The organism is Citricoccus muralis, from assembly GCF_003386075.1.
GTDB classification, from domain to species: domain Bacteria; phylum Actinomycetota; class Actinomycetes; order Actinomycetales; family Micrococcaceae; genus Citricoccus; species Citricoccus muralis.
This window is the reverse complement of record NZ_QREH01000001.1, coordinates 3,123,437-3,144,405: the sequence shown is the minus strand read 5'-3', so window position 1 is coordinate 3,144,405 and position 20,969 is coordinate 3,123,437. Positions and strand designations below refer to the sequence as shown.

General features: G+C 68.6%; 17 protein-coding genes. 8 read left to right on the top strand and 9 right to left on the bottom strand.

The genetic code is table 11. From position 1 onward, the window contains the following. The first annotated feature begins 55 nt into the window (after window positions 1–55). The 3 genes from paaI (at window position 56) to C8E99_RS14030 (ending at window position 2,591) form a co-directional block, all read left to right on the top strand. A complete protein-coding gene (paaI, locus tag C8E99_RS14040; RefSeq protein ID WP_115932819.1) occupies window positions 56–511 on the top strand; it encodes a hydroxyphenylacetyl-CoA thioesterase PaaI in 456 nt (151 codons plus the stop codon). Between the two features lie 96 nt (window positions 512–607). Further along, window positions 608–1,927: an AMP-binding protein gene (locus C8E99_RS14035; protein WP_115932818.1), complete on the top strand. Its 1,320-nt coding sequence runs from the start codon at window positions 608–610 to the stop codon at window positions 1,925–1,927. A 49-nt stretch (window positions 1,928–1,976) separates the two neighbouring features. After that, the gene (locus C8E99_RS14030) at window positions 1,977–2,591 is read left to right on the top strand and encodes a TetR/AcrR family transcriptional regulator (protein WP_115932817.1); all 615 of its coding nucleotides are present in this window, start codon (window positions 1,977–1,979) and stop codon (window positions 2,589–2,591) included. Window positions 2,592–2,685: 94 nt separating this feature from the next. Here C8E99_RS14030 and paaZ read toward each other — a convergent pair whose 3' ends face one another. Beyond that, window positions 2,686–4,815: a phenylacetic acid degradation bifunctional protein PaaZ gene (gene paaZ / locus C8E99_RS14025; RefSeq protein WP_115932816.1), complete on the bottom strand. Its 2,130-nt coding sequence runs from the start codon at window positions 4,813–4,815 to the stop codon at window positions 2,686–2,688. A gap of 181 nt (window positions 4,816–4,996) precedes the next feature. Between paaZ and C8E99_RS14020 the strand changes: the two genes are divergently transcribed. The 3 genes from C8E99_RS14020 to C8E99_RS14010 are packed head-to-tail and all read left to right on the top strand — an operon-like array spanning window position 4,997 to window position 10,601. Further along, a complete protein-coding gene (locus C8E99_RS14020; protein ID WP_115932815.1) occupies window positions 4,997–6,583 on the top strand; it encodes a pyridoxal phosphate-dependent decarboxylase family protein in 1,587 nt (528 codons plus the stop codon). After that, window positions 6,580–8,031 carry a lysine N(6)-hydroxylase/L-ornithine N(5)-oxygenase family protein gene (locus tag C8E99_RS14015; protein WP_115932814.1) on the top strand — a complete coding sequence of 484 codons (1,452 nt, stop codon included), beginning with the start codon at window positions 6,580–6,582 and terminating at the stop codon, window positions 8,029–8,031. Before C8E99_RS14020 ends, C8E99_RS14015 begins: the two co-directional genes overlap by 4 nt. Beyond that, window positions 8,028–10,601: a GNAT family N-acetyltransferase gene (locus C8E99_RS14010; protein ID WP_245952362.1), complete on the top strand. Its 2,574-nt coding sequence runs from the start codon at window positions 8,028–8,030 to the stop codon at window positions 10,599–10,601. The genes C8E99_RS14015 and C8E99_RS14010 overlap by 4 nt, the downstream gene beginning before the upstream one ends. A gap of 24 nt (window positions 10,602–10,625) precedes the next feature. Here the strand turns inward: C8E99_RS14010 and C8E99_RS14005 are convergent, their stop codons facing one another. From C8E99_RS14005 to C8E99_RS13995, 3 genes are read right to left on the bottom strand one after another with little or no spacing between them, the layout of a single operon-like run. Then, a complete protein-coding gene (locus tag C8E99_RS14005) occupies window positions 10,626–11,516 on the bottom strand; it encodes a 3-hydroxyacyl-CoA dehydrogenase family protein (protein ID WP_245952360.1) in 891 nt (296 codons plus the stop codon). Next, entirely contained in the window at window positions 11,513–12,352 is an 840-nt protein-coding gene (locus tag C8E99_RS14000) for an enoyl-CoA hydratase/isomerase family protein (protein ID WP_115932813.1), read from the bottom strand. Before C8E99_RS14000 ends, C8E99_RS14005 begins: the two co-directional genes overlap by 4 nt. Further along, window positions 12,352–13,572: an acetyl-CoA C-acyltransferase gene (locus C8E99_RS13995; RefSeq protein ID WP_115932812.1), complete on the bottom strand. Its 1,221-nt coding sequence runs from the start codon at window positions 13,570–13,572 to the stop codon at window positions 12,352–12,354. Before C8E99_RS13995 ends, C8E99_RS14000 begins: the two co-directional genes overlap by 1 nt. Before the next feature lie 231 nt (window positions 13,573–13,803). On the opposite strand from C8E99_RS13995, the gene C8E99_RS13990 reads away from it, so the two are divergent. Then, a complete protein-coding gene (locus tag C8E99_RS13990; protein WP_115932811.1) occupies window positions 13,804–15,261 on the top strand; it encodes an MFS transporter in 1,458 nt (485 codons plus the stop codon). A gap of 62 nt (window positions 15,262–15,323) precedes the next feature. Here the strand turns inward: C8E99_RS13990 and thpD are convergent, their stop codons facing one another. From thpD to ectA, 4 genes are all read right to left on the bottom strand, one after another. Continuing rightward, on the bottom strand, window positions 15,324–16,232 hold the full coding sequence (thpD, locus tag C8E99_RS13985; protein WP_115932810.1) for an ectoine hydroxylase: 909 nt from the start codon (window positions 16,230–16,232) through the stop codon (window positions 15,324–15,326). Window positions 16,233–16,401: 169 nt separating this feature from the next. Next, the gene (locus tag C8E99_RS13980) at window positions 16,402–16,845 is read right to left on the bottom strand and encodes an ectoine synthase (RefSeq protein ID WP_115932809.1); all 444 of its coding nucleotides are present in this window, start codon (window positions 16,843–16,845) and stop codon (window positions 16,402–16,404) included. Between the two features lie 125 nt (window positions 16,846–16,970). Beyond that, entirely contained in the window at window positions 16,971–18,269 is a 1,299-nt protein-coding gene (gene ectB / locus C8E99_RS13975) for a diaminobutyrate--2-oxoglutarate transaminase (RefSeq protein ID WP_115932808.1), read from the bottom strand. 167 nt (window positions 18,270–18,436) lie between these two features. Next, window positions 18,437–18,949, bottom strand: coding sequence for a diaminobutyrate acetyltransferase (ectA, locus tag C8E99_RS13970; RefSeq protein ID WP_115932807.1), 513 nt, complete (start codon window positions 18,947–18,949; stop codon window positions 18,437–18,439). Between the two features lie 270 nt (window positions 18,950–19,219). On the opposite strand from ectA, the gene C8E99_RS13965 reads away from it, so the two are divergent. After that, window positions 19,220–20,125, top strand: coding sequence for a PaaI family thioesterase (locus C8E99_RS13965; protein ID WP_115932806.1), 906 nt, complete (start codon window positions 19,220–19,222; stop codon window positions 20,123–20,125). A 200-nt stretch (window positions 20,126–20,325) separates the two neighbouring features. Here the strand turns inward: C8E99_RS13965 and C8E99_RS13960 are convergent, their stop codons facing one another. Further along, on the bottom strand, window positions 20,326–20,871 hold the full coding sequence (locus C8E99_RS13960; protein WP_115932805.1) for a CarD family transcriptional regulator: 546 nt from the start codon (window positions 20,869–20,871) through the stop codon (window positions 20,326–20,328). Window positions 20,872–20,969: the final 98 nt, after the last annotated feature.

The following is a 20,969-nucleotide window of genomic DNA, read 5'->3' as shown; positions in this document are numbered from 1 at the left end:
AGGTCACAGATTGAGATTACCTAATGATCGTTCAGTAGAGAATGATTGGAGCGCCATGACCACCACGGAGAAGGCCTCGCCAGCACCGTCACGGCTCGGCGACTGGCACGCCATCCTCAGGAACGACCCGGCCAGCGAGTGGATGGGTATCGAGGTGGAGGCGATCGCCGATGGGCATGCCGTCATCACCATGACACTGCGTCAGGAGATGCTGAACGGCTTCGGCATCGCCCACGGGGGCATGGTGTTCGCCCTGGCCGACTCGGCCTTTGCACTGGCCTGCAACCCCGCCGAGGGATCGGACGAGACGGTCACCGTGGCCTCCGGCGTGGACATGAACTTCCTCAAGCCCGGCATCCCGGGGCGGCTGCTGACAGCGGTGGCTGACCGGCGCCAACAGAGCGGCCGCAGCGGCCTCTACGACATCCAGGTCCGTCAGTCCCTGCCGGAGGGCGGCACCGAGGTCATCGCGGAGTTCCGCGGGCGGTCCCGCACCATCCCCAAGCGCTGAACCGAAGCGCTGAACGGAGGCCCGAACCGGCGGCCCTTCGTCCCAGCACCCACTGCACCCCCCCCAGCAGCACCGCACACATTAAGGCTTCCGACGATGACCGAGACCCTCTCCACGACCGACGCGACCCTCGGCCTGGACCCTGAAGAGACGATGAGCCGCGACCAGATCGAGGCCCTGCAGCTGAAACGCCTCCAGGACACGGTTGCCTACGCCTACGAGCGAGTCCCCCTCTACCGCGAGAAGTATGACGCCGCCGGCGTCCATCCCCGTGACCTGAAGGAACTGTCCGACCTGGCGAAATTCCCCTACACGGACAAGGAGGACCTGCGCCGTTCCTACCCCTTCGGCATGTTCGCCGTTCCGCAGGAGCAGGTCGCCCGCATCCACGCCTCATCCGGCACCACCGGCCGCGCCACCGTGGTCGGCTACACGCAGCAGGACTTGGACGACTGGGCCAAGCTGGGAGCCCGCTGCCTCCGGATCGCCGGCGTCACCCCGGGCATGAAGGTCCACAACGCCTACGGCTACGGGCTCTTCACCGGCGGCCTGGGGGCCCACGGGGCCGCGGAGCGCCTCGGCACCACGGTCATTCCGATGTCCGGTGGGCAGACGGAGAAACAGATCACGCTGATCCAGGACTTCCAGCCGGACGCCATCCTGTGCACGCCCACCTACCTGCTGACCATCGGCGATGCCATGCAGCGTGCCGGCCTCGACCCGCGCAAGACGTCGCTGAAGGTCGGCGTGCTCGGCGCCGAACCGTGGACCGAGGAGATGCGCCACGAGCTGGAGGAGATGTTCGCCATCGACGCCTGCGACATCTACGGGCTCTCCGAAGTCATGGGCCCCGGAGTGGCCGGGGAGTCCCAGCAGACGAAGGACGGCTGCCACATCTGGGAGGACCATTTCCGCCCGGAGATCGTGGACGCCTTCGACGACACCAAGGTCCTCGGGGACGGCGAGCACGGCGAGATCGTGTTCACGGCACTGACCAAGCAGGCCCTGCCCATCATCCGCTACCGTACCCACGACCTGACCCGGCTGCTGCCCGGCACCGCCCGCCCCGGCCACCGGCGGATGGGCCGGATCACCGGACGCTCGGACGACATGATCATCCTGCGTGGGGTGAACCTGTTCCCCAGTCAGATCGAGGAGCTCGCCCTCACGGTCGCCGGCCTGTCCCCGCACTTTCAGCTGGAGATCACCCGCCCGGGCCGGATGGACGAACTGGCGGTGAAGATCGAGCGCCGGGATGACTGCACCACGGATCGGGCGCTGGCCGCTGCCGGGGAGTTGCAGAAGCTCATCAAGATCCATGTGGGCTCGAGCTGCCGCATCGATGTGGTGGACCCGGAGTCCCTGCCCCGGTCCGTCGGTAAGCTTAAGCGGATCCACGACCTGCGCACGCCCTGAATCATCAGGACCGTAGGACCACCCACCCGCGCCGATCAGGAGACCTGACATGACGACCGCTTCCGCCGTGCCGAAGTCCCCCCGGCGAGGCCGGCCGGGCTATGACCAGGACTCGGTGCTGGAGATCGCCGTCCAGGTGTTCAACCGTCATGGCTATGACGCCACCTCCATGGGAATGCTCGCCGTGGAGCTCGGGGTCAGCAAGTCGGCGATCTACCACCACGTGCCCTCGAAGGGGGACCTGCTGCGGCTGGCCCTGGACGAGGCCCTGGTCCCTCTGGAGGCCATCGGCGAGGACGAGCGCGCCCAGAAGGGCGGCACCATCGAACGCCTCGAGTTCATCCTGCGCTCGACCATCCGCGTCCTCATCGACCGCCAGCCCTATGTCACCCTGCTGCTGCGCCTGCGCGGCAACACCGAGATCGAGCGGGATGCCCTGCAACGCCGCCGCACGGTGGACCACAAGATCGTGGACCTCGTGGTGGCAGCCCAGGCCGAGGGCAAGGTGCGCAGCGACGTGGAGCCCCGCACCACCACCCGGCTGATGTTCGGCATGATCAACTCCCTGGTGGAGTGGTACCGCCCGGAAGGACCAGTCTCCCCCGCGCAGGTCGAGGAGAACGCGATCGCCATGATCGTGGACGGGCTGCGCGCCCGCGACTGACCTGCCGCCCCCAGCACCCCAGCACGACGGCGGCCGGTCACCCTCCGCGAGAAGGTGACCAGCCGCCGTCGTGCTCTGGTTCGCAGGACCGGCCTCAGTCGGTCCAGTCCCGGTAGAGGGTGTCCTCCTTCTCGACCAGGGTCAGGACGTCGTAGGTCGCCACGATCTCGTCGTCCTGGTTGTGGATCACGGCGTCCCAGGCGACCTCGCCGTACTCGTCCGTCACCCGCGGGGTGATCTTCTGGGCGGTCAGGGTGATACGGATGGAGTCACCGGCGGCCACCGGGGTGACGAACCGCAGGTTCTCCAGACCGTAGTTGGCCAGCACCGGGCCGGGTGCCGGTTCCACGAAGAGTCCGGCGGCCCAGGCCACCAACAGGTAGCCGTGCGCCACGGTACCCGGGAAGAAGGGGTTGGCCGCGGCCGCTTCCGGGTTCGTGTGGGCGTAGAAGGTGTCTCCGGTGGTGTTCGCGAACGCGGTGATGTCTTCCTGGGTGACCTGGCGCAGGCCCGAGGCCAGGGCGTCGCCGATCCGCAGCTCGGCCAGCGACTTGCGGAACGGGTGCACGTTTCCGGCCTCGGCCCCATAGTCCGGCGAGCCCGCGATGCGCCGGTCCGCCCCGGTCTGCCACACGCCGGTGACGGCCGTGATCAGGTTAGGCGAGCCCTGCAGAGCCGTGCGCTGCATGTGGTGCAGGACGGCCCGGATGCCACCGAGCTCCTCGCCGCCGCCGGCCCGGCCCGGCCCGCCGTGGACCAGTTGGGGCATCGGCGAGCCGTGGCCGGTGCTGGACCGGGCGGTCTCCCGGTTGAGCAGGTGTACGCGGCCGTGGTGGCCGGCGATTCCAGTGGTCAGTTCTCGCGCGACCTCCGGGTCGTTCGTGCATACCGTGGCCACGAGGGAGCCGGAGCCGCGGGCGGCCAGCCGGACGGCGTCGGCCACGTCGGTGTAGCCCAGCAAGGAGGTCACGGGCCCGAAGGCCTCGCGGGAGTGCACGGCCTCGGCGTCCCCGTCCGCCCAGGAGAGCAGCACCGGGGACATGAAGGCGCCCTGCTCGACGACGGCCTCCTCACCTGAGGCGGTGCGCACCGTGGGGGCGTCCAGGGTGCCATAGGCGAGTTCACCGCCGGCGGCGAGCAGGTCCTCGACGGCACCGCGCACGTCCCGCAACTGGTCCAGGGAGGCCAGCGCGCCCATGGTGACGCCCTCGGCGCGCGGGTCGCCGAGGACCACGCGCGAGTCCAGCCGTGCGGAGACGGCCCGGGCCACGGCTTCCCGCTGACCCTCGGGGACGATGGTGCGCCGGATGGCCGTGCACTTCTGCCCGGCCTTGACGGTCATCTCGGTGACCACGGCTTTGACGAAGGCGTCGAACTCCGGGGTGCCCTCCACGGCGTCCGGGCCGAGGATGGCGGCGTTGAGCGAGTCGGTCTCGGCGGTGAAGCGGACGCCGCCGGTCACCACGTTCGGATGGGCCTTGAGCGACTGCGCCGTGGAGGCCGAGCCGGTGAAGGCCAGCAGGTCCCGGTAATCCATGACGTCCAACAGTCCGCGGGCGGATCCGGAGACGAGCTGCAGCGAGCCGGCTGGCAGGATCCCGGATTCGATCATGATCCGCACGGCGGCCTCGGTGACATAGCCGGTGGGGGTGGCCGGCTTGACGATGGTCGGCATGCCGGCGATGAAGGCCGGCGCGAACTTCTCGAGCATGCCCCAGACCGGGAAGTTGAAGGCGTTGACCTGCACGGCGGCGCCGGGGATGCGGGTGTAGATGTGGGTGCCGATGAAGGAGCCGTCCTTGGACAGCGGCTCCACGCCCCCGTCCTGGATGACGTTGGCGTTGGGCAGTTCACGCCGCCCCTTGGACGAGTAGGTGAACAGCACGCCGATACCGCCGTCGATGTCCACCATGTTGTCCACCGCGGTGGCCCCCGTGCGGTGGGACAGGGCGTTCAGCTCGTCACGCCGGCTGTTGAGGAACAGCGCGAGTTCCTTGAGCTTCAGCGCCCGCTCGTGCAGGGTCAGTGCCCCGAGCTCGCGCTGGCCGATGGTGCGGGCGTGCGCCAGCACCTCGCCGAGGTCCAGGCCCTCGGCCCCGAAACGGAGCATGGCCTCGCCGGTATTGGCGTCGCGGACCTCCGCGGTGCGGGACCCCTCCGCGGGGGTCCACCACTGGTCGAGGACGTAGCTGGGGACAGTGGCGGCGGTGGTGTGCGTGGTCATCCGACAGAGGCCTTTCTGAACGATCGGTCAGTAATGATCACCACCCTAACAGGAGGGTGGCCCAGCACACACGCCCCCATCCCGGCCACCCTGACCAAAGGTCTAGTTGAAATAGCACCCGTCATTATGCGTTTAATAGACGCCGGTTAGGTAAGGCTAACCTCACCAACGAAGGGACAGTATGACAGCCCCCAGCTCCACTGAACAGATGGCCCCGGCCGCTCCGGCCGGGCAGACCAGTCCGGCCGGCCTGACTAGTCCGACCGACCCGATGCAGGACCCTGACGTCTTCACCCTGCGCCATCCGGCGGCGGACTCCGTCCTCCTCTCCGCCGACAATGCGCACCGCTTCGTGCAGGACACCGGGACCGCCGCCCTGCTGGCCGCCGCGGCGATCGTTCGGGCGCAGTCACCGACCACCGGACCGGATCCAGCGGACCTGCACGAGTCCGTCTCGGCTATCGACCTCGCGGCACCACTCGGATCGACCGAGGCCGCACTGGCCGAGGCGTCCTCGCTCTACCTGGACGACGCGGTGTACTTCCACCACCCCCGGTACGCCGCCCACCTGAACTGCCCGGTAGCACTGCCGGCCGTGGCGGCGGAGGCTCTCGTCACCAGCATCAACACCTCCATGGACACCTGGGACCAGTCGGCCGGGGCCACCTTGATCGAGCGGCGACTGGTGCGGTGGGCCGCGGACCTCGCCGGACTGGGCCCGGCAGCGGACGGGATTTTCACGAGCGGCGGCACCCAGTCGAACCTGCAGGCCCTGCTCATGGCCCGCAACCGTGCCGTCTCTCCCGGGACCGGCTCCCTCCCGGAGCGGCTGACCGGCTGGCGGATCTACGCCTCCCAGGACAGCCACTTCAGCATCGTGCGGTCTGCCGTCCACCTCGGCCTGGGTGAGGATGCGGTCGTGCCGATCCCGGTGGACCGGAACCACCGCATGGACCCGGTGGCCCTGGAGAGGGCCATGGACGAGGACGCGGCGCGGGGACTGCGCGCCCTGGCCGTCGTCGCCACCGCGGGCACCACGGACTTCGGGGCCATCGACCCGCTGGACGCTCTTGCCTCGGCGGCCCGGAGGAAGGGCGCTTGGTTCCACGTGGACGCCGCCTACGGCTGCGGACTGCTCGCCTCCCCCACCCGCCGGCACTGTCTCGCGGGGATCGAACGGGCGGACTCCGTGACCGTGGACTTCCACAAGTCGTTCTTCCAGCCCATCGGCTCGAGTGCACTGCTGGTGGCCGAGGGCAGCCGATTCGCCCACATCACGCACCACGCCGACTACCTCAACCCGGACCAGAACCCGGACAGCCCCAACCAGGTGGACAAGTCGCTGCAGACCACCCGGCGCTTCGACGCCTTGAAACTGTGGGTGACGCTGCGGTCGCTGGGCTCCGACGTCCTCGGCGGGCTCTTCGACGCCACCGTGGACCTGGCCGCCGAGGCGGGCCAGTTGGTGGAGGACATCGACGAGCTCACGCTCGCAGCCCCGGTCCAGCTCGGAACCGTGGTGTTCCGGTTCGAACCGGGAGGGGGACCCAGGGCGGACGATGTGGCTGTGGACCGGTTGCAGGACCTCCTCCGGCGCTCGCTGTACCGCTCCGGCGAGGCCATGGTCGCCGCCACCACGGTCGCCGGCCGGCGTCACCTGAAGCTGACCCTGCTCAACCCGCGCACCACCGCGGCGGACGTCCAGGCGATCCTGGAGGCCGTGGTCCGGCATGGGCGCGCCGTGGCCGGATCGGAGGTGGCCGCATGAGCGCCCCCGTGGTCCACGACGCGATCGCGGTCGGCGCCGGACCGTTCAACCTGGGTTTCGCCGCCCTGGCCGGCCCCGCCGGTCTGGACGTCGTGGTCCTCGAGGGGCGGGACGCACCCCAATGGCATCCCGGAATGATGCTGGCCGGCACGCACCTGCAGGTGCCGTTCCTGGCCGACCTGGTCTCCTTGGCTGACCCCACCCACCCCCTGTCCTTCCTGGCCTTCCTCAAGGACGCGGGACGGATCTACCCCTTCTACATCCGGGAGGACTTCTACGCCCTGCGGTCCGAGTACGCGAAGTACCTCGCCTGGGCCGCCGAGCGGCTGCCGGTCCGGTACGCCCATCGGGTGACGGACATCGGCCATGACGGCACGGCCTACCTTGTCACCGCCCACACCCCGGACGGTCCGCGCACCCTGGCCGCGCGGAACCTCCTCCTGGGCACCGGCACCGAACCCCAGATGCCCGACGCCGTCCCCGGCACCTTGCGCTCCGACCCGCGCGTCGTCCATTCCTCCGGCTACCTCCCTGCCCGGGAGCGGCTGCTGGCGGCCCAGCGGATCGCCGTCGTGGGCAGCGGGCAGAGTGCCGCCGAGGTCTTCGACGACCTGCTGGCCGGAGCCGGCAAAGACCGGCACGTGGAGTGGCTGACCCGGTCCCCCCGGTTCTTCCCGCTCGAGTACACCAAGCCGACGCTGGAGATGACGTCCCCGGACTACATCGACCACTTCACCGCCCTGCCGCAATCCGTCCGGGATCGCCTCGGCGCGGAGCACCAAGGCCTGTACAAGGGTGTCAACGCGGACCTGCTGAACAGCATCTACGACCGCCTCTACGCGGCCAGCGTGGACGGCCCCGCCCCGGCCACCCTGCGGACGGCCACCGCGCTCGAGGACATCCGTGAGAGCAGCCGCTCCGGTGATCAGCGAGAGCGCGGTGGCCACACGGACCACAGCGGCCGGTTGGTGTTGACCCTGCGCCACGGCGAGGACGGCGGAATCCAAGAGACCGAGGTCGACGCCGTCGTGCTGGCCACCGGCTATGGCTACCGTCAGCCGGACTTCCTGGCCGGCGTCGAGGAGCGGCTGTCCCGCCTCCCGGACGGGCGCTGGGACGTGGACCGCGGCTACGGCATCGGCCGGCACGGAGACGTGTTCGTCCAGAACGCCGAGCTGCACACCCATGGATTCACCGCGCCCGACCTGGGGATGGGCGCCTACCGCAACTCCGTGCTCGTCAACCGCCTATGCGGTCGCGAGCACTACGTGGTGGAGTGTCGGATCGCTTTCCAGGAATTCGGGACGCCCGGCAGCCACGCGACCTTTGACCCGGCGGCCGATGCCGCTGGCCATACAGCCGCCGCCGCCGAGAGCAACGTCGCGAACCCAGCCGACGTCCTGACACAGACCACCCCGCCCACAGACCTCCAGGAGGCCCTTCGATGACCGCTCAGACCATGAACACCACCACTGCCATTCGCTCGGCAACTGACCTTGACCCTGACACTGACGCTTTTTCGGCAACGACCCGGTTCTCCTTCCGCCCCGTCGACCCGGCTACCGATGCCGAACTGCTGCACTCCTGGGTCAGCACGGAACGAGCTCACTTTTGGGGCCTGACCGGAGCGAGCGTGGAACAGGTCCGCGCGGAGCACGAGCGGATCGCCGCCGATCCACACCACCACGCGCTCATCGCCCTGGACGAGCACAGCAGCGGGGCGCCGGCCTTCCTGCTCGAGACCTACGATCCGGCCCATTCAGTGCTGACCGGCCGCTACGCGTGGCGGCACGGCGACGCCGGACTGCACGTGCTGCTGCCGGCTCCTGGCACGGCGGGCCTCGGCAGCCCGGCCACCACGATCGTCGGTCGGCCGGGCACTGCGGACCGCGCCGGCGGCCCCGAGACCGGCTACAGCGCTGCCGCGATGGAGGCGTCGCTGGCGCACCTGTTCGCGGATCCTGCGGTGCTGCGCGTCGTCGTCGAACCGGATGTACGGAATACGGCGATCCAGGCGCTGAATGCGCGCTGTGGCTTCCGACCCGTGGAGCGGTTGGACCTGCCCGCGGCGGACGGCGCCCCCGCCAAGACGGCCCAGTTGTCCTTCTGCACTCGGTCAGACTTCGCCACCGCCACCGGTCGCCCCTCTGAGACCACCGCACACCTGTCCCCGGCACGCTGGGCCACCGCCAACCGCCACCTTCTGGCCAAGGCCCTTGCCGAATTCACGCATGAGAGGCTCCTCGAACCCGAATTCCGGGACGGGACATGGCATCTGAACGGTCCCGGCGTGCGCTACCGGTTCCAAGCACGGCGCTACGCGCTGGACCACTGGGACATCGATGCCGCGTCCCTGCAATGCGAGGAGCAGACCGGGCGCCCGGGCGAGCCTCGCAAGGGCGGCGAGGGTGCCCGCGTCGGGAGAGCAGGACATGCTGAAACGGCGCACGACGCCGGCTGGGCACCGGCGGTGCCCGACGTCCAGCGGTTCGTCACGGCCTTCCGCGACGTGCTCGGCCTGTCCGCGGCGCAGCTGCCGGTGTACCTGGAGGAGATCGGCAGCACGTTGGCCTCCCACTGCTACAAGCAGTTGCACTCGGTGGCCACCGCCGCGGAGCTCGCCGCGGGCACGGGTGACGCCGTGGCCGACTTCCAACGGATCGAGGCCGCCATGACCGAGGGCCACCCCTGTTTCGTGGCCAACAACGGCAGGCTCGGCCTGGGCTCGGACGACTACCTGGACCTGGCCCCGGAGACCGGATCGGCCCTGCCCCTGGAGTGGGTGGCCGCCCATGTGTCCCGGACCCGGTTCACCGCCGTGGACGGCCTGGATCTGGACGGACTGCTCGAGGCCGAGCTCGGTCCCGAACTGCGGTCCGCGTTCCGCACGCGGCTGGAGCGGGCCTGCCGGAACACCGGACTGGACGCCGCGGACTTCCTGCCGCTGCCGGTGCACCCCTGGCAGTGGCGGCACCGCCTGTCGGTGACGTTCGCCGCGGACGTGGCCACGGGACACCTGGTGCACCTGGGGGCCACGGAGGACCTCTACCAGCCGCAGCAATCCATCCGGACGTTCTTCAACCGTTCGGCGCCGGAGCGCCACTACGTCAAGACGGCCCTGTCCGTCCTCAACATGGGGTTCCTACGAGGGCTGTCCGCGGAGTACATGGACGCGACGCCGGCGATCAACGACTGGCTGCAGGGGCTGTTCGCCGCGGACCTCGAGCTGGCTCCGGGGCGTGTGCAGTTGCTGCGCGAGGTCGCCGCCGTCGGGTATGCCAATCCGCTGTTCCATGCGGCCACCGAGAGGGATTCGGCCTACCGGAAGATGCTCGCGGCCCTCTGGCGCGAGTCACCGGCCACGCGCATCGGCCAGGGCGAACAGCTGGCCACCATGGCCTCCCTGCTGCACACGGATGCCGACGGAGCCTCCCTGGCCGCTGCCTACGTCCGGCGTTCCGGGTTGCGGGCCACCGAGTGGCTGGAACGCTACCTGGACGCGTACCTGGTGCCGATCGTGCACTGCCTGATCCGCCACGACCTGGTCTTCATGCCGCACGGGGAGAACGTGATCCTGGTGCTGCGGGACGGCGCCCCCGAGCGGGTGCTACTCAAGGACCTGGCAGAGGAGGTTGCAGTGCTCGGGGACCGGACGGACCTGGCCCCGGGCGTCGAACGCCTCCGGGCCGAGGTGGCCCCGGAGGACCACGGGCTCTCCATCCTGACGGACATCGTGGACTGCTTCCTGCGGTTCCTGGCCCCCTTGCTCGCCCGCGAGGGCCTGGTCACCGAGGAGCGGTTCTGGTCCGTGGTGGCCGGCCGCCTGACGGACTACCGGTCCCGGCACCCGGAGACGGCCGAACGCTTCGACGCGCTGCGTCTGCTGGAGCCGACCTTCAGGCTGTCCTGCCTGAACCGCCTGCAGTTGCGGAACAACCGACAGATGGTCGACCTGACGGACCCCGCTGGATCTCTGGCCTACGCCGGGGACCTCGACAATCCGTTGGCCGGTCGCTGAGTCTGAGCGGGACGGGGTGGAGGGTCAGGTCCAGGTGAAGAAGCCCTGTCCGGTCTTGCGGCCAAGCTCGCCGGCGGCGACCTTGTCCCGCAGGATCTGGGGCGGGTCAAAGCGCTCACCCAGGGTGGAGGCCAGGTACTCGGCGATGCCCAGGCGCACGTCCAGGCCGACGATGTCCGTGGTCTGGAGCGGCCCGGTGGGGTGCTTGTAGCCCAGGACCATGGCGTTGTCGATGTCCTCGGCCGTGGCCACCCCTTCTTCGACCATGCGCATGGCCTCCAGGGCGATCGCGACCCCGAGGCGGGAGGAAGCGAAGCCCGGGGCGTCATTGACCACGACGGCGGTCTTGCCCAGTCCCGCGGTCCACGCCCGGGCCGCTGCCACCCATGCGGGGGCGGTCTGGGCACCGACCACGACTTCGATCAGGGCAGAGGCCGGAACCGGGTTGAAGAAATGCAGGCCCAGGAAGTTCTCCGGGTGCACCAGTTCGGCCGAGAGTCCGGTGACGGACAGGCTCGAGGTGTTCGAGGCCAGCAACGCCCCGTCGTTCAGATGCCGCTCGACGTCCTTGAGGGAGGAGACCTTCAGCTCCCAGTCCTCCGGAACCGCCTCGATCACCAGGTCCCGATCGGCGAAGTCCGCTCGGTCCAGGGACACGATGAGGCGGCCCAGGACCTGTTCCAGCGGCTCGTCCAGCACGCCGCGTTCGATCGAGGCCCCTGCCGACGCACTCACCCGCTCCCGGGCCGCAGCCGCAGCATCCTCATCACGCTCGACCACGACCACCTCGGCGCCCTTGATCAGGAAAGCATGGGCGATGCCGGCACCCATCCGACCGCCGCCAAGCACGCCGACCCGGGCCGGTACCGCCGGGGCCGTGACTGCCGTGTCCGTCATGGAATCTTCGGTGCTCATGCCTGCTCCTCAGGAGAGTCGGTCTTCCGGGTGGTCTTGCTGGTCTGGGTGTTCTTGCGATCGAGGAAGGCCTGCATGCGGTCGAACTTCGCCTCGGACTCGAAGAGCATGCCCTGGGCCAGCGTGTCGATCACCGGGTGGGCCTCTCGAGGGGCATGGAACACCGACTTGGTGATCCGCACCGCCAGCGGGTCCTGTGCACCGATCCGGTCCGCCAACGACTGTGCGGCCTCGAGGAGCTGCTCGGGCTCGACCAGGTCGCTGATCAGTCCGGCTGCCAGGCACTCGGCCCCGGTGAGGACTCGGCCGGCCAGCAGGATCTGCTTGGCCAGCGGCTCGCCGACGAGTTCCTTCAGCCGCCAGGTCGCCCCCGCGGCAGCCATGATGCCCAGGTTCGTCTCCGGGTTGCCCATCCGCAGGGCCGCCGTGCCGATCCGGAAGTCCGCGGCATACGCCAACTCCGCGCCGCCACCCAGGGCATAACCGTCCAGGGCGGCGATCACCGGCATCGGCAACCGAGAGAGCCGATCGAAGATCGTGGAGTTGATCCCGGCCAGGGCATCATCCCGGCGGCGCTGGCGCAATTGGGCGATGTCCGCCCCCGAGGCGAAGACCCCCTTGGTCCCAGCCTCGGCGTCCGATGGCGTCCCCGTGAGGATCAAGACCTTGGGCGTCCGCTCCAGGTGGGCACAGACCGCGTGCAGCTCATCGACCATCACCTGGTCGATCGCATTGCGCACCTCAGGGCGATGCAACCGAACCACCAGTCGGTCCTCCCCCTCCTCCACCAGCAACGTCGTGAAGCTGTCCGGGTCCAGGGCATCCAGCGAGGCCATCAGACCGCCTCCACCAGCAGCGCCGCACCCTGACCGACGCCGACGCACATCGTGGCCAGGCCCTTGGCACCAGAGCCGGCCTCTCGCTCGAGACGGCCCAGCAGCGTCACCACGATCCGGGACCCGGAGGAGCCGAGCGGGTGTCCGAGGGCGATCGCGCCGCCGTCGTTGTTCACCGTTCCGGCGTCCAGGCCCAGCTCACGCAGGCTCGCCAGGGACTGCGAGGCGAAGGCCTCGTTGAGTTCGACGGCGGCGAGGTCACCGACCGCGGTCCCGGTGCGTTCCAGCACCTTGCGGGAGGAAGGGACCGGGCCCATGCCCATGATCTCGGGAGCGAGCCCGGCTGAGGCGCCCGCCAGCACCCGGGCACGAGGCGTGAGCCCGTACTTCGCCACGGCGGCCTCGGAGGCCACGATGATCGCGGAGGCCCCGTCATTCAGGGTGGAGGCGTTGCCGGCGGTGACCACGGTGCCGCCCTTCACCACGGGGCGCAGCCCGGCGAGGACGTCGGCCGAGGTGCCCGGCCGCGGCCCCTCATCGGTGTCCACCACCGTCTCGGCGCCCTTGCGTCCCTTGACAGTCACGGGGGCGATCTCCTCGGCGAAGCGCCCGGCCTCGATGGCGGCGAGGGCACGTTCGTGGGACCGGACGGCGAAGGCGTCGCAGTCCTCGCGCGAGATGTTGTAGACCCGGGCCACCTCCTCTGCCGTCTCCGGCATGGAATAGGTGGCCTTGCCGCCGCGGGAGTACTCCCCGGACAGGAAGGCCGGGTTGGTGAAGCGCCAGCCGATGGAGGTGTCCACGACCTCGCCCGGCTTGGCGAACGGCGTGGCCGGCTTCTCCATGACCCAGGGGGCCCGGGACATGGACTCGACGCCGCCGGCCACCACGATCTCGGCCGCACCGGCCTGGATCATGTGGGTGGCCATCTGGATGGCGCTCATGCCCGAGGCACAGAGGCGGTTGACGGTGATGCCGGGGACGTGGTCCGGGTAGCCGTTGAGCAACCAGGCCATCCGGGCGACATTGCGGTTCTCCTCGCCTGCACCATTGGCATTGCCGTAGATGACCTCATCCACCACGGCCGGGTCCAGCCCGGATCGCTCGACGGCGGCGCGGACGGCCAGGGCGGCCAGGTCGTCCGGCCGGACCGAGGAGAGGGCGCCCCCGTACCGGCCGACCGGCGTGCGGGCACCTCCGATCAGGAATGCTTCACTCACTTCGGCTCCGTTCGATGGGGATGCAGGGGTTCACTGACCGGACGGAAGACAATTACCGACCAATCGTTCACTATTAGATTCGCACCCTCGGCAGGCGGGGTCAACCAGCCGAGTCGCCACGAGATGCATGTGGCGTGACTCACAACAGTGGATTATCATCGTCCGGTGACCGAACGGTCAGTCACTAATCCGCACCGTCCTCAGCATCCCACCCGTCATCTGGAGCTCACCATGGCAGATTCACAGACCGCAGCGGCAGCCCGCCCGCGGCGCAGCGCCGAGGAGCGCAAGGTCCTCGCCGGCACCCTCGTCGGCACCACCATCGAGTGGTACGACTTCTTCATCTACGCCCAGGCCGCGGCCTTCGTGCTGGCGCCCCTGTTCTTCGCGCCGCTGGCCGAGGAGAACGCACCACTGGCGCAGGTGGTCTCCTGGGCCTCCCTGGGCATCAGCTTCCTGTTCCGCCCCCTGGGCGCCATCGTCGCCGGCCACCTGGGTGACAAGTACGGACGCAAGATGATCCTGGTGCTCACGCTGGTCGGCATGGGCGGGGCCACGGCCCTGATCGGCATGCTGCCCACCCACGCCGTGATCGGCGTCTGGGCACCGATCCTCCTGATCTTCCTGCGCATCATCCAGGGCTTCTCCGCCGGCGGCGAATGGGGCGGAGCCGCCCTGATGTCGGTCGAGCACGCACCGCGCAACCTGCGCAGCACCTTCGGCTCCTACCCGCAGATCGGTGTCCCGATCGGCATGCTGCTGGCCACCGCCTTCATGACGCTGCTGACCAGCACCATGTCCGAGGAGGCGTTCATGGCCTGGGGCTGGCGCATCCCGTTCCTGTCCTCCGTGGTGCTGATCCTCGTGGGGTACCTCATCCGCCGCGCCGTGGATGAGTCCCCGGTGTTCAAGGAGATGCAGCTGCGCAAGAAGGAGTCGGCCGCTCCCCTGGGCGTGCTCCTGAAGAGCCACAAGAAGAACGTCATCCTGGCCGCCCTGATCTTCGCCGCCAACAACGCGGCCGGCTATCTGGTCATCGCGTTCTTCGCCTCCTACGGTGCCAATGTGCTGGGCATGAGCCGGGAGTCCACGCTCGTGGCCTCCTTCATCGGCGGCCTCGGCTGGTTGGCGTTCACCATGCTGGGCGGCAGGCTCGGTGACCGGATCGGCAAGATCCGCACTTTCCAGATCGGCTACGGCATCATCATCCTGTGGGCGATCCCCATGTGGTTCCTGCTGGACACGGCCTCACTGCCGCTGTTCACCCTCGCCATCGTCATCCTCACCATCGGCCTCGGCCCCTCGTACGGCCCGCAGTCCGCGCTCTATGCCGAGATGTTCCCGGCCAACGTCCGCTATTCCGGCGTGTCCATCGGTTATGCCTTCGGCTCGATCATCGGTGGCGCCTTCGCCCCGATGATCGCCCAGCTGCTGCTGAATCGCACCGGCGCCAGTTGGACCATCGGCGTCTACATCGCCGCGCTGGCCATCGTCTCCTTCGTGGCCGTGTCCATGGTGCCGAAGTCCGTGGAGGGATCCGACCTGCACGTGGACGAGGCCCACCGGGAACACCTGGCCGCACACCCGGAGGATGCACCCCTGGTCGATGAGGCGACCCACGCGGGCCAGGTCGCGCCGGCCAGGAATCCCGAGAACCCGCAGACGCTGGGGGCACCTGAGGACCGTTGAGCCACAGCGGCCCGGGTGCCCGCCCCCAGCTGGAGCGGGCACCCGGGCCGCGAGTCAGTGCCCTATCGCAGTCCGGCCGGAGTGAAGTCGGTCGAGCCGGCGAACTCGGGCCGCGGCTTCGCCGCCGCGTACGGCTCCTCGATGGTGTTCTCCACCGAGTTGAACACGATGAACACGTTGGAGCGCGGGAACGGGGTGACGTTGCCGTTGGACGCGTGCATGCAGTTGCTGTCGAACATGACGGCACCACCGGCCTGGCCCTCCAGCACGTCGATCCCGTAGCGATCGTAGAAGTCCGTCAGGATCTGCTTGCTCGGGGTCCCGGCGCCCTGCATGACCAGGGACTTGAGGTAGTTGTCCTCCGGGGTCGCCCCATCGCAGGAGACATACTCGCGGTGCGAGCCGGGCATGATCATCAAGGGCCCGTTGTAGGAGTAGTTGTCCGTCATCGAGATCGAGATGCTGACGGCCCGGGGGGCGGGCATGCCGTCCTCCGCGTGCCACGTCTCGAAGTCGGAGTGCCACATGAACTCCTTGCCCTCGAAGCCGGGCTTGAAGTTCACGCGGGACTGGTGGATGTAGACGTCCGAGCCCAGTAGCTGCCGAGCCCGGTCCACCACCCGAGGGTCGTTGGCGATCCTCTTGAACACCGGACTGATGCGGTGCACGTCGAAGACGGAGCGCACTTCCTGGCTGCTGGCTTCGATCACGCAGCGCTCGTCCGCCCGGACCTGCGGGTCCTGCGAGAGGCGTTCGAGTTCTCGGTGGAACTCGGCCACCTCGTCGTCGCTGACCAGCCGGTCGATCGACAGGTACCCGCGGGCATCGAACCCGTCCAGGGTCGCCTGGTCCATTGGGCCAATAGACGCGGATCCCCACACCACCGCATCCTCGCGGGGCATGACCTTGACCTCACCATTGTTCCGGGTGGGGTAGGTGTCGATTCTGTTCTGCGTTGCCGTTGCAGTCATCGGTCTTCTCCTATCCTTCGGTGTTTTGCGCGGTTTCGGTGGTTCTCACCACACGGGTGCAGGCCCTACTATGCCCCGTCACCCCACATACCACTGTGGCCCGGTGCCCCGATCCCTGCAAGGGGAGTTCGGGGCACCGGGCCACAGTTGAGCGCTGGCGGTCAGGCTCTCAGGCCATCGCTTCAGTCTCGACGTTGGCCTTCTTCGGCACCTTGCGGTCCGAACCCTCTTCGAAGACGAGCTGGTAGACACCGTTGGCGTCGTGGGTCTCGCGGCCGGTCACCGGCGGGTTGAAGACGCAGGCCATGCGCAGCTCGGTGGTGGCGCGCACCGTGTGCTTCTCGTTGCCGTCCAGCAGGTACATGGTGCCGTCCTTGAGCTCGTGCACCTCACCGGTCACCTCGTTGGTCAGGGTGCCCTCGCCCTGCACGCAGTACACGGCCTCGATGTGGTTCGCGTAGTGGAACGTCGAGGTGGTGCCGGCGTAGATCACGGTGTCGTGGAAGGAGAAGCCGACGCCCTCGCGCGCCAGCACCATGCGGCGTGAGCGCCAGGTCTCCGACTTGATGTCGCGCTCAGTGTCGTTCAGGTCATTCAGGTTGGTCACCAGCATGTGGATTCCTTTCGGTCAGGACGGTTGGTACATCTGCAGGGGGCACGGCGGCGGCCGGCGCGGCGTGTGCCGCACAACGTACCGCCGTCGGTGCCGTGGAGGAAAGCGCCGGGGCGCCGAGGGACTCAGGCGGCGGCGAGCGTGCCGGTTCCCGGCTGATAGGCGACGTCGGTGCCGGTCACCTTGGCCACAGCGGCGGCGATGATGCCCATGCCACGCTCCAGCTGGTCCTTCGGGGTGGTCAGGGCCGGCATCAGCTTCAGGACCTCATCGTCGGGGCCGGAGGTCTCCACGAGCAGGCCGTTCCGGAAGGACTCGGCGGCCACCTTCCCAGCCACCTCCGTGTCCGCGAAGTGCAGGCCGGCCAGCAGTCCGCGGCCACGGACGGAGGCACCGTCCACGGAGGCGGCGATCTGGTCCAGGGCACCGTGCACGGTGGCAATGGCCTCGGCCAGCTGTCCCTTCTGGAACGAGTCGTCGGCCCAGAACTCCTTCAGGGTGGCGGTGGCGGTGACGAACGCCGGGTTGTTGCCGCGGAAGGTCCCGTTGTGCTCGCCGGGCTCCCACACGTCCAGCTCGGAGCGGAACAGGGTCAGGGCCATCGGCAGGCCGTAACCGGAGATCGACTTGGAGACGCAGACGATGTCCGGGGTGAAACCGGCTTCTTCGAAGCTGAAGAAGGTGCCGGTCCGGCCGCAGCCGGCCTGGACGTCGTCCACGATCAGCAGGATCTCGTGCTTGCTGCACAGGCCGGAGAGCTGCTTGAGCCATTCGAGGCGGGCGGCACGCACGCCGCCCTCGCCCTGGACGGTCTCCACGATGATGGCGGCCGGCTTGTCCACGCCGGAGCCGGAGTCCTCCAGGACACGCTCCAGCCACATGAAGTCCTCGATCTCACCGTTGAAGTAGTCGTCATACGGGATCTTCGAGCTGTTGGTCAGCGGGATGCCGGCGCCCTTGCGCTTCATCGAGTTGCCGGTCACGGACAGCGCGCCCAGAGTCATGCCGTGGAACGCGTTCGTGAAGGACAGGATGTGCTGGCGGCCGGTCACCTTGCGGGCCAGCTTGAGGGCGGCCTCCACGGTGTTGGTGCCCGTCGGGCCGGGGAACATGACCTTGTAGTCCAGTCCACGCGGCTTCAGGATGACGTCGCTGAAGGTCTGCAGGAAGTCCCGCTTGGCCGGCGTCATCATGTCCAGGGAGTGCACCGGGGCATCGCTGGAGATGTACTCGACCAGGGCCTTCTGCAGCAGCGGATGGTTGTGCCCGTAGTTCAGCGCCCCGGCGCCGGAGAAGAAGTCCAGGTACTCGGTGCCGTCCTCAGCGGTCTGGACGGCGCCCTTGGCCTGGGTGAAGACGGTGGGCCAGCCGCGGCTGTAACTGCGGACCTCGGATTCGATGGTGGTGAAGACGGTGGTGTCCATGGTTCATCCCTTTCTTGGCAGGCATCCCAGTGGTGGACGGCCTGCATGGTCGGTGGGGGCGATGGCGAGTGGTGATGGATTCACGTTCGGGTCGCGCTGAGGCTTGCCGGCCTCAGGGCGTGGCCGCTGTATGGCGTCGGCAGCGCTACGACGCGTTGACGGCGCGACTATTGCGCGAGGGGAGAGATGCGGTGGAGGTATTCCGTGTCATGTCCGTCCGGATACATCTCCGCGGTGATCAGCGGGGTGATCTGGTGATCCGCTCCAAAGCGCTCGGCGAGGCTGGCGAACAGTCGCTGGGAAGCCGCGTTGTCATCCGTGATGGTGGTCTCCAGCGCCTCGGCGGACGTGCGGGCGACGAGCTCGTCCAACATGCGGGAGGCCAGGCCATGGCCTCGAGCGGCCTCGGTCACGGCAACCTGCCACACCATCAGCGTGGTGGGGGCGTCAGGCCGGAGGTAGCCGGTGACAAAACCGGCCGGCTCGCCGTCGATCTCAGCGATCACGGTGGTGTCGGCGAAGTCCCGGCACCAGAGCAGGTAGTAGTAGGACGAGTTGAGGTCGAGGACCTCCGAGTCCTTGGTCATGTGCCACAACGCCGCTCCATCCTCAGTCTGCGGAGGGCGGAGCACGGGGGCTGTCGGTCGGGTGGTCAGTGCTGTGTCTGCATCATCTGCCATCCCCTCCAACCTAACGAGATGAAATCTGATTTCAAGCCCGGTCTGGCGGATTTCCGGGGTTTTGGCCCCTTCACCCCGGGATGTCACCCCGTCCGACACGCCGCCGCATCCCATAGCTGACGCGGTTGCCCGGGCAAATGTTCTGGGGCCGGAGGGGCGCCGTGAGATCTTTACCATTCCGTTACCTTTGCAACCCCGAGAATAGCGTGATATGAAGCGCGTCACAACGACTGGGAGTCGAGCGCATCCGCTCTGGGCTAGGTTGCTGGAATGACCTTCTCGACCTCGCAGATCCCTGCGCCGCCCTCCGCCGCACGCCCCCAGGTGCTCGGCCGCACCGAGCAGCTGACGCGCGTCCAGCTGTTCGCGGCACAGCAGCACGGGGCACGCGAGCGGACCGGGACCCTGAGGACGGGGCCTTGGTCCCTGGACCCGGAAGGGCGCCCCACCGGGCTCTCAGCTGCCGTGCTGCTGGACAACACGCTGGCACGAGCCATCCGCGCGGCCGCCATGGACCTGGACTGGATCGTCACCACCGAGCTGCAGTTGAACTTCAACGGCCCCTACCCCGCCGAGGGGGCCGTCCTGGAGTCCTGGGCGAGCGCGGCCGCCGTCGATTCCCTGGGTGGCATGGCCCAGGCCACCCTGCAGGATGCCGAGGGAACGGTCTACGTCCACGCCACGGGGTGGTTCCAGAGCGTCGGCCCGAGCTCCAGTGCCACAGCGGACCAGTACAGCCGCCTGGCCTCGCTCCCGCTCGGTCCAGAGACAGAGGTATCCCTGGCCTCGCTCGTGGGAATGCAGGGCAACACCGTGCCGACCGAGGGCGAACGGCCCTCCGTCACCGACCACTTCCAGAACGGTCCGCAGTTTGCCGAGAACGACGAGCTGATGAACCCCCAGGGCGCGGTGCACGGCGGCGCGCTGACCATCATGTCCGGGCTGGCGGCCCAGCAGCCCATGCCGGACCGGACGGGATTCGACCTGCAGTCGCTGCGAGTCCTGTTCCTCCGTCCGGCCGGGGGCCCCATCGCCACACGCACCCGGGTGCGCCATGCAGGGCGCTCCCTGCGCATCGTGGATGTCGAGCTGGTGGCCGGCGGGGCCGGCGTCGGGCATCTTGCCCAGGCCAAGCCGTTCGTCCAGGCCGAGGCGGTGTTCCGCGCCGCGCGCTGACAACCCGCGAGCGGAGCCGCCATGGCCACGGCCACGGCCGAGCACCCACGGCCACCACCGAGCACACCGCAGCCACCGGGACCGTCACCGTGCACAAAGGCCCGCCAGCCCCGGTCAGGGGGCTGGCGGGCCTTCTTACGCTCGTTCACACCCGCGCGCTGGAGGGCGACACGGCAGAGAACGGCAGGGTGCAGGACCTGTCAGGCGGCCTGCTTGGCGTGCTTGGAGTCCTTGCCGCGATCCAGGCCCAGGTCCTTCAGCGGTGTGCCGTCGATGGCCTGGACCATGACGTCCTCGGCCTCGACCACGGAGACGTCCAGGACGATGGCGACCTCGGCCGCGAGGATCTCCACGGCATCGCGGTACAGAGTGCGCTCCGCCATGGACAGGTCCTTCTCGGCTTGACGGCGGTGCAGGTCGCGGACCACTTCGGCCACGCGGGGCAGGTCACCGGTCGCCAGCTTCTCCTGGAAGGCCTTCAGCCGGCGGGACCACTGCTCCTCGACGTACTCGCTCGGCTTCGCGAGGAGGGACATCAGCTTGCGGACCTGGGTGTGGCTGCTGACATCGCGGACACCGATGTCCTTCACCATCGATTCGGGAACGGAGATGCGCAATCCCTTGTCCTGGATTTCCAGTTCCACATACGCGACGTCCTTACCCTTCAATTGCCGGACCTGACGATCGAGAACGATCGCGGGGCCGTGGTGGGGATGGACAACAAACTGACCGGGAACCAGACGCATGGGTGGGATGCACCTTCCTGTTGCTTACACCGAACCGTCACCGGGGGAGGCGGAAGCTCACCACCGGAAATTGACCTATTCATTTTCTCATTATTTCT

What these genes read in the sequence shown, in the direction of transcription:
- thpD (WP_115932810.1), bottom strand. Translation starts at nt 16,232, where the DNA reads ATGACTGCAACGGCAACGCAGAACAGAATCGACACCTACCCCACCCGG.
- C8E99_RS13965 (WP_115932806.1), top strand. Translation starts at nt 19,220, where the DNA reads ATGACCTTCTCGACCTCGCAGATCCCTGCGCCGCCCTCCGCCGCACGC.
- paaZ (WP_115932816.1), bottom strand. Translation starts at nt 4,815, where the DNA reads ATGACCACGCACACCACCGCCGCCACTGTCCCCAGCTACGTCCTCGAC.
- C8E99_RS14030 (WP_115932817.1), top strand. Translation starts at nt 1,977, where the DNA reads ATGACGACCGCTTCCGCCGTGCCGAAGTCCCCCCGGCGAGGCCGGCCG.
- paaI (WP_115932819.1), top strand. Translation starts at nt 56, where the DNA reads ATGACCACCACGGAGAAGGCCTCGCCAGCACCGTCACGGCTCGGCGAC.
- ectB (WP_115932808.1), bottom strand. Translation starts at nt 18,269, where the DNA reads ATGGACACCACCGTCTTCACCACCATCGAATCCGAGGTCCGCAGTTAC.
- C8E99_RS13960 (WP_115932805.1), bottom strand. Translation starts at nt 20,871, where the DNA reads ATGCGTCTGGTTCCCGGTCAGTTTGTTGTCCATCCCCACCACGGCCCC.
- C8E99_RS14005 (WP_245952360.1), bottom strand. Translation starts at nt 11,516, where the DNA reads ATGAGCACCGAAGATTCCATGACGGACACGGCAGTCACGGCCCCGGCG.
- C8E99_RS14020 (WP_115932815.1), top strand. Translation starts at nt 4,997, where the DNA reads ATGACAGCCCCCAGCTCCACTGAACAGATGGCCCCGGCCGCTCCGGCC.
- C8E99_RS13980 (WP_115932809.1), bottom strand. Translation starts at nt 16,845, where the DNA reads ATGCTGGTGACCAACCTGAATGACCTGAACGACACTGAGCGCGACATC.
- C8E99_RS14015 (WP_115932814.1), top strand. Translation starts at nt 6,580, where the DNA reads ATGAGCGCCCCCGTGGTCCACGACGCGATCGCGGTCGGCGCCGGACCG.
- C8E99_RS14000 (WP_115932813.1), bottom strand. Translation starts at nt 12,352, where the DNA reads ATGGCCTCGCTGGATGCCCTGGACCCGGACAGCTTCACGACGTTGCTG.
- C8E99_RS13990 (WP_115932811.1), top strand. Translation starts at nt 13,804, where the DNA reads ATGGCAGATTCACAGACCGCAGCGGCAGCCCGCCCGCGGCGCAGCGCC.
- ectA (WP_115932807.1), bottom strand. Translation starts at nt 18,949, where the DNA reads ATGGCAGATGATGCAGACACAGCACTGACCACCCGACCGACAGCCCCC.
- C8E99_RS14035 (WP_115932818.1), top strand. Translation starts at nt 608, where the DNA reads ATGACCGAGACCCTCTCCACGACCGACGCGACCCTCGGCCTGGACCCT.
- C8E99_RS14010 (WP_245952362.1), top strand. Translation starts at nt 8,028, where the DNA reads ATGACCGCTCAGACCATGAACACCACCACTGCCATTCGCTCGGCAACT.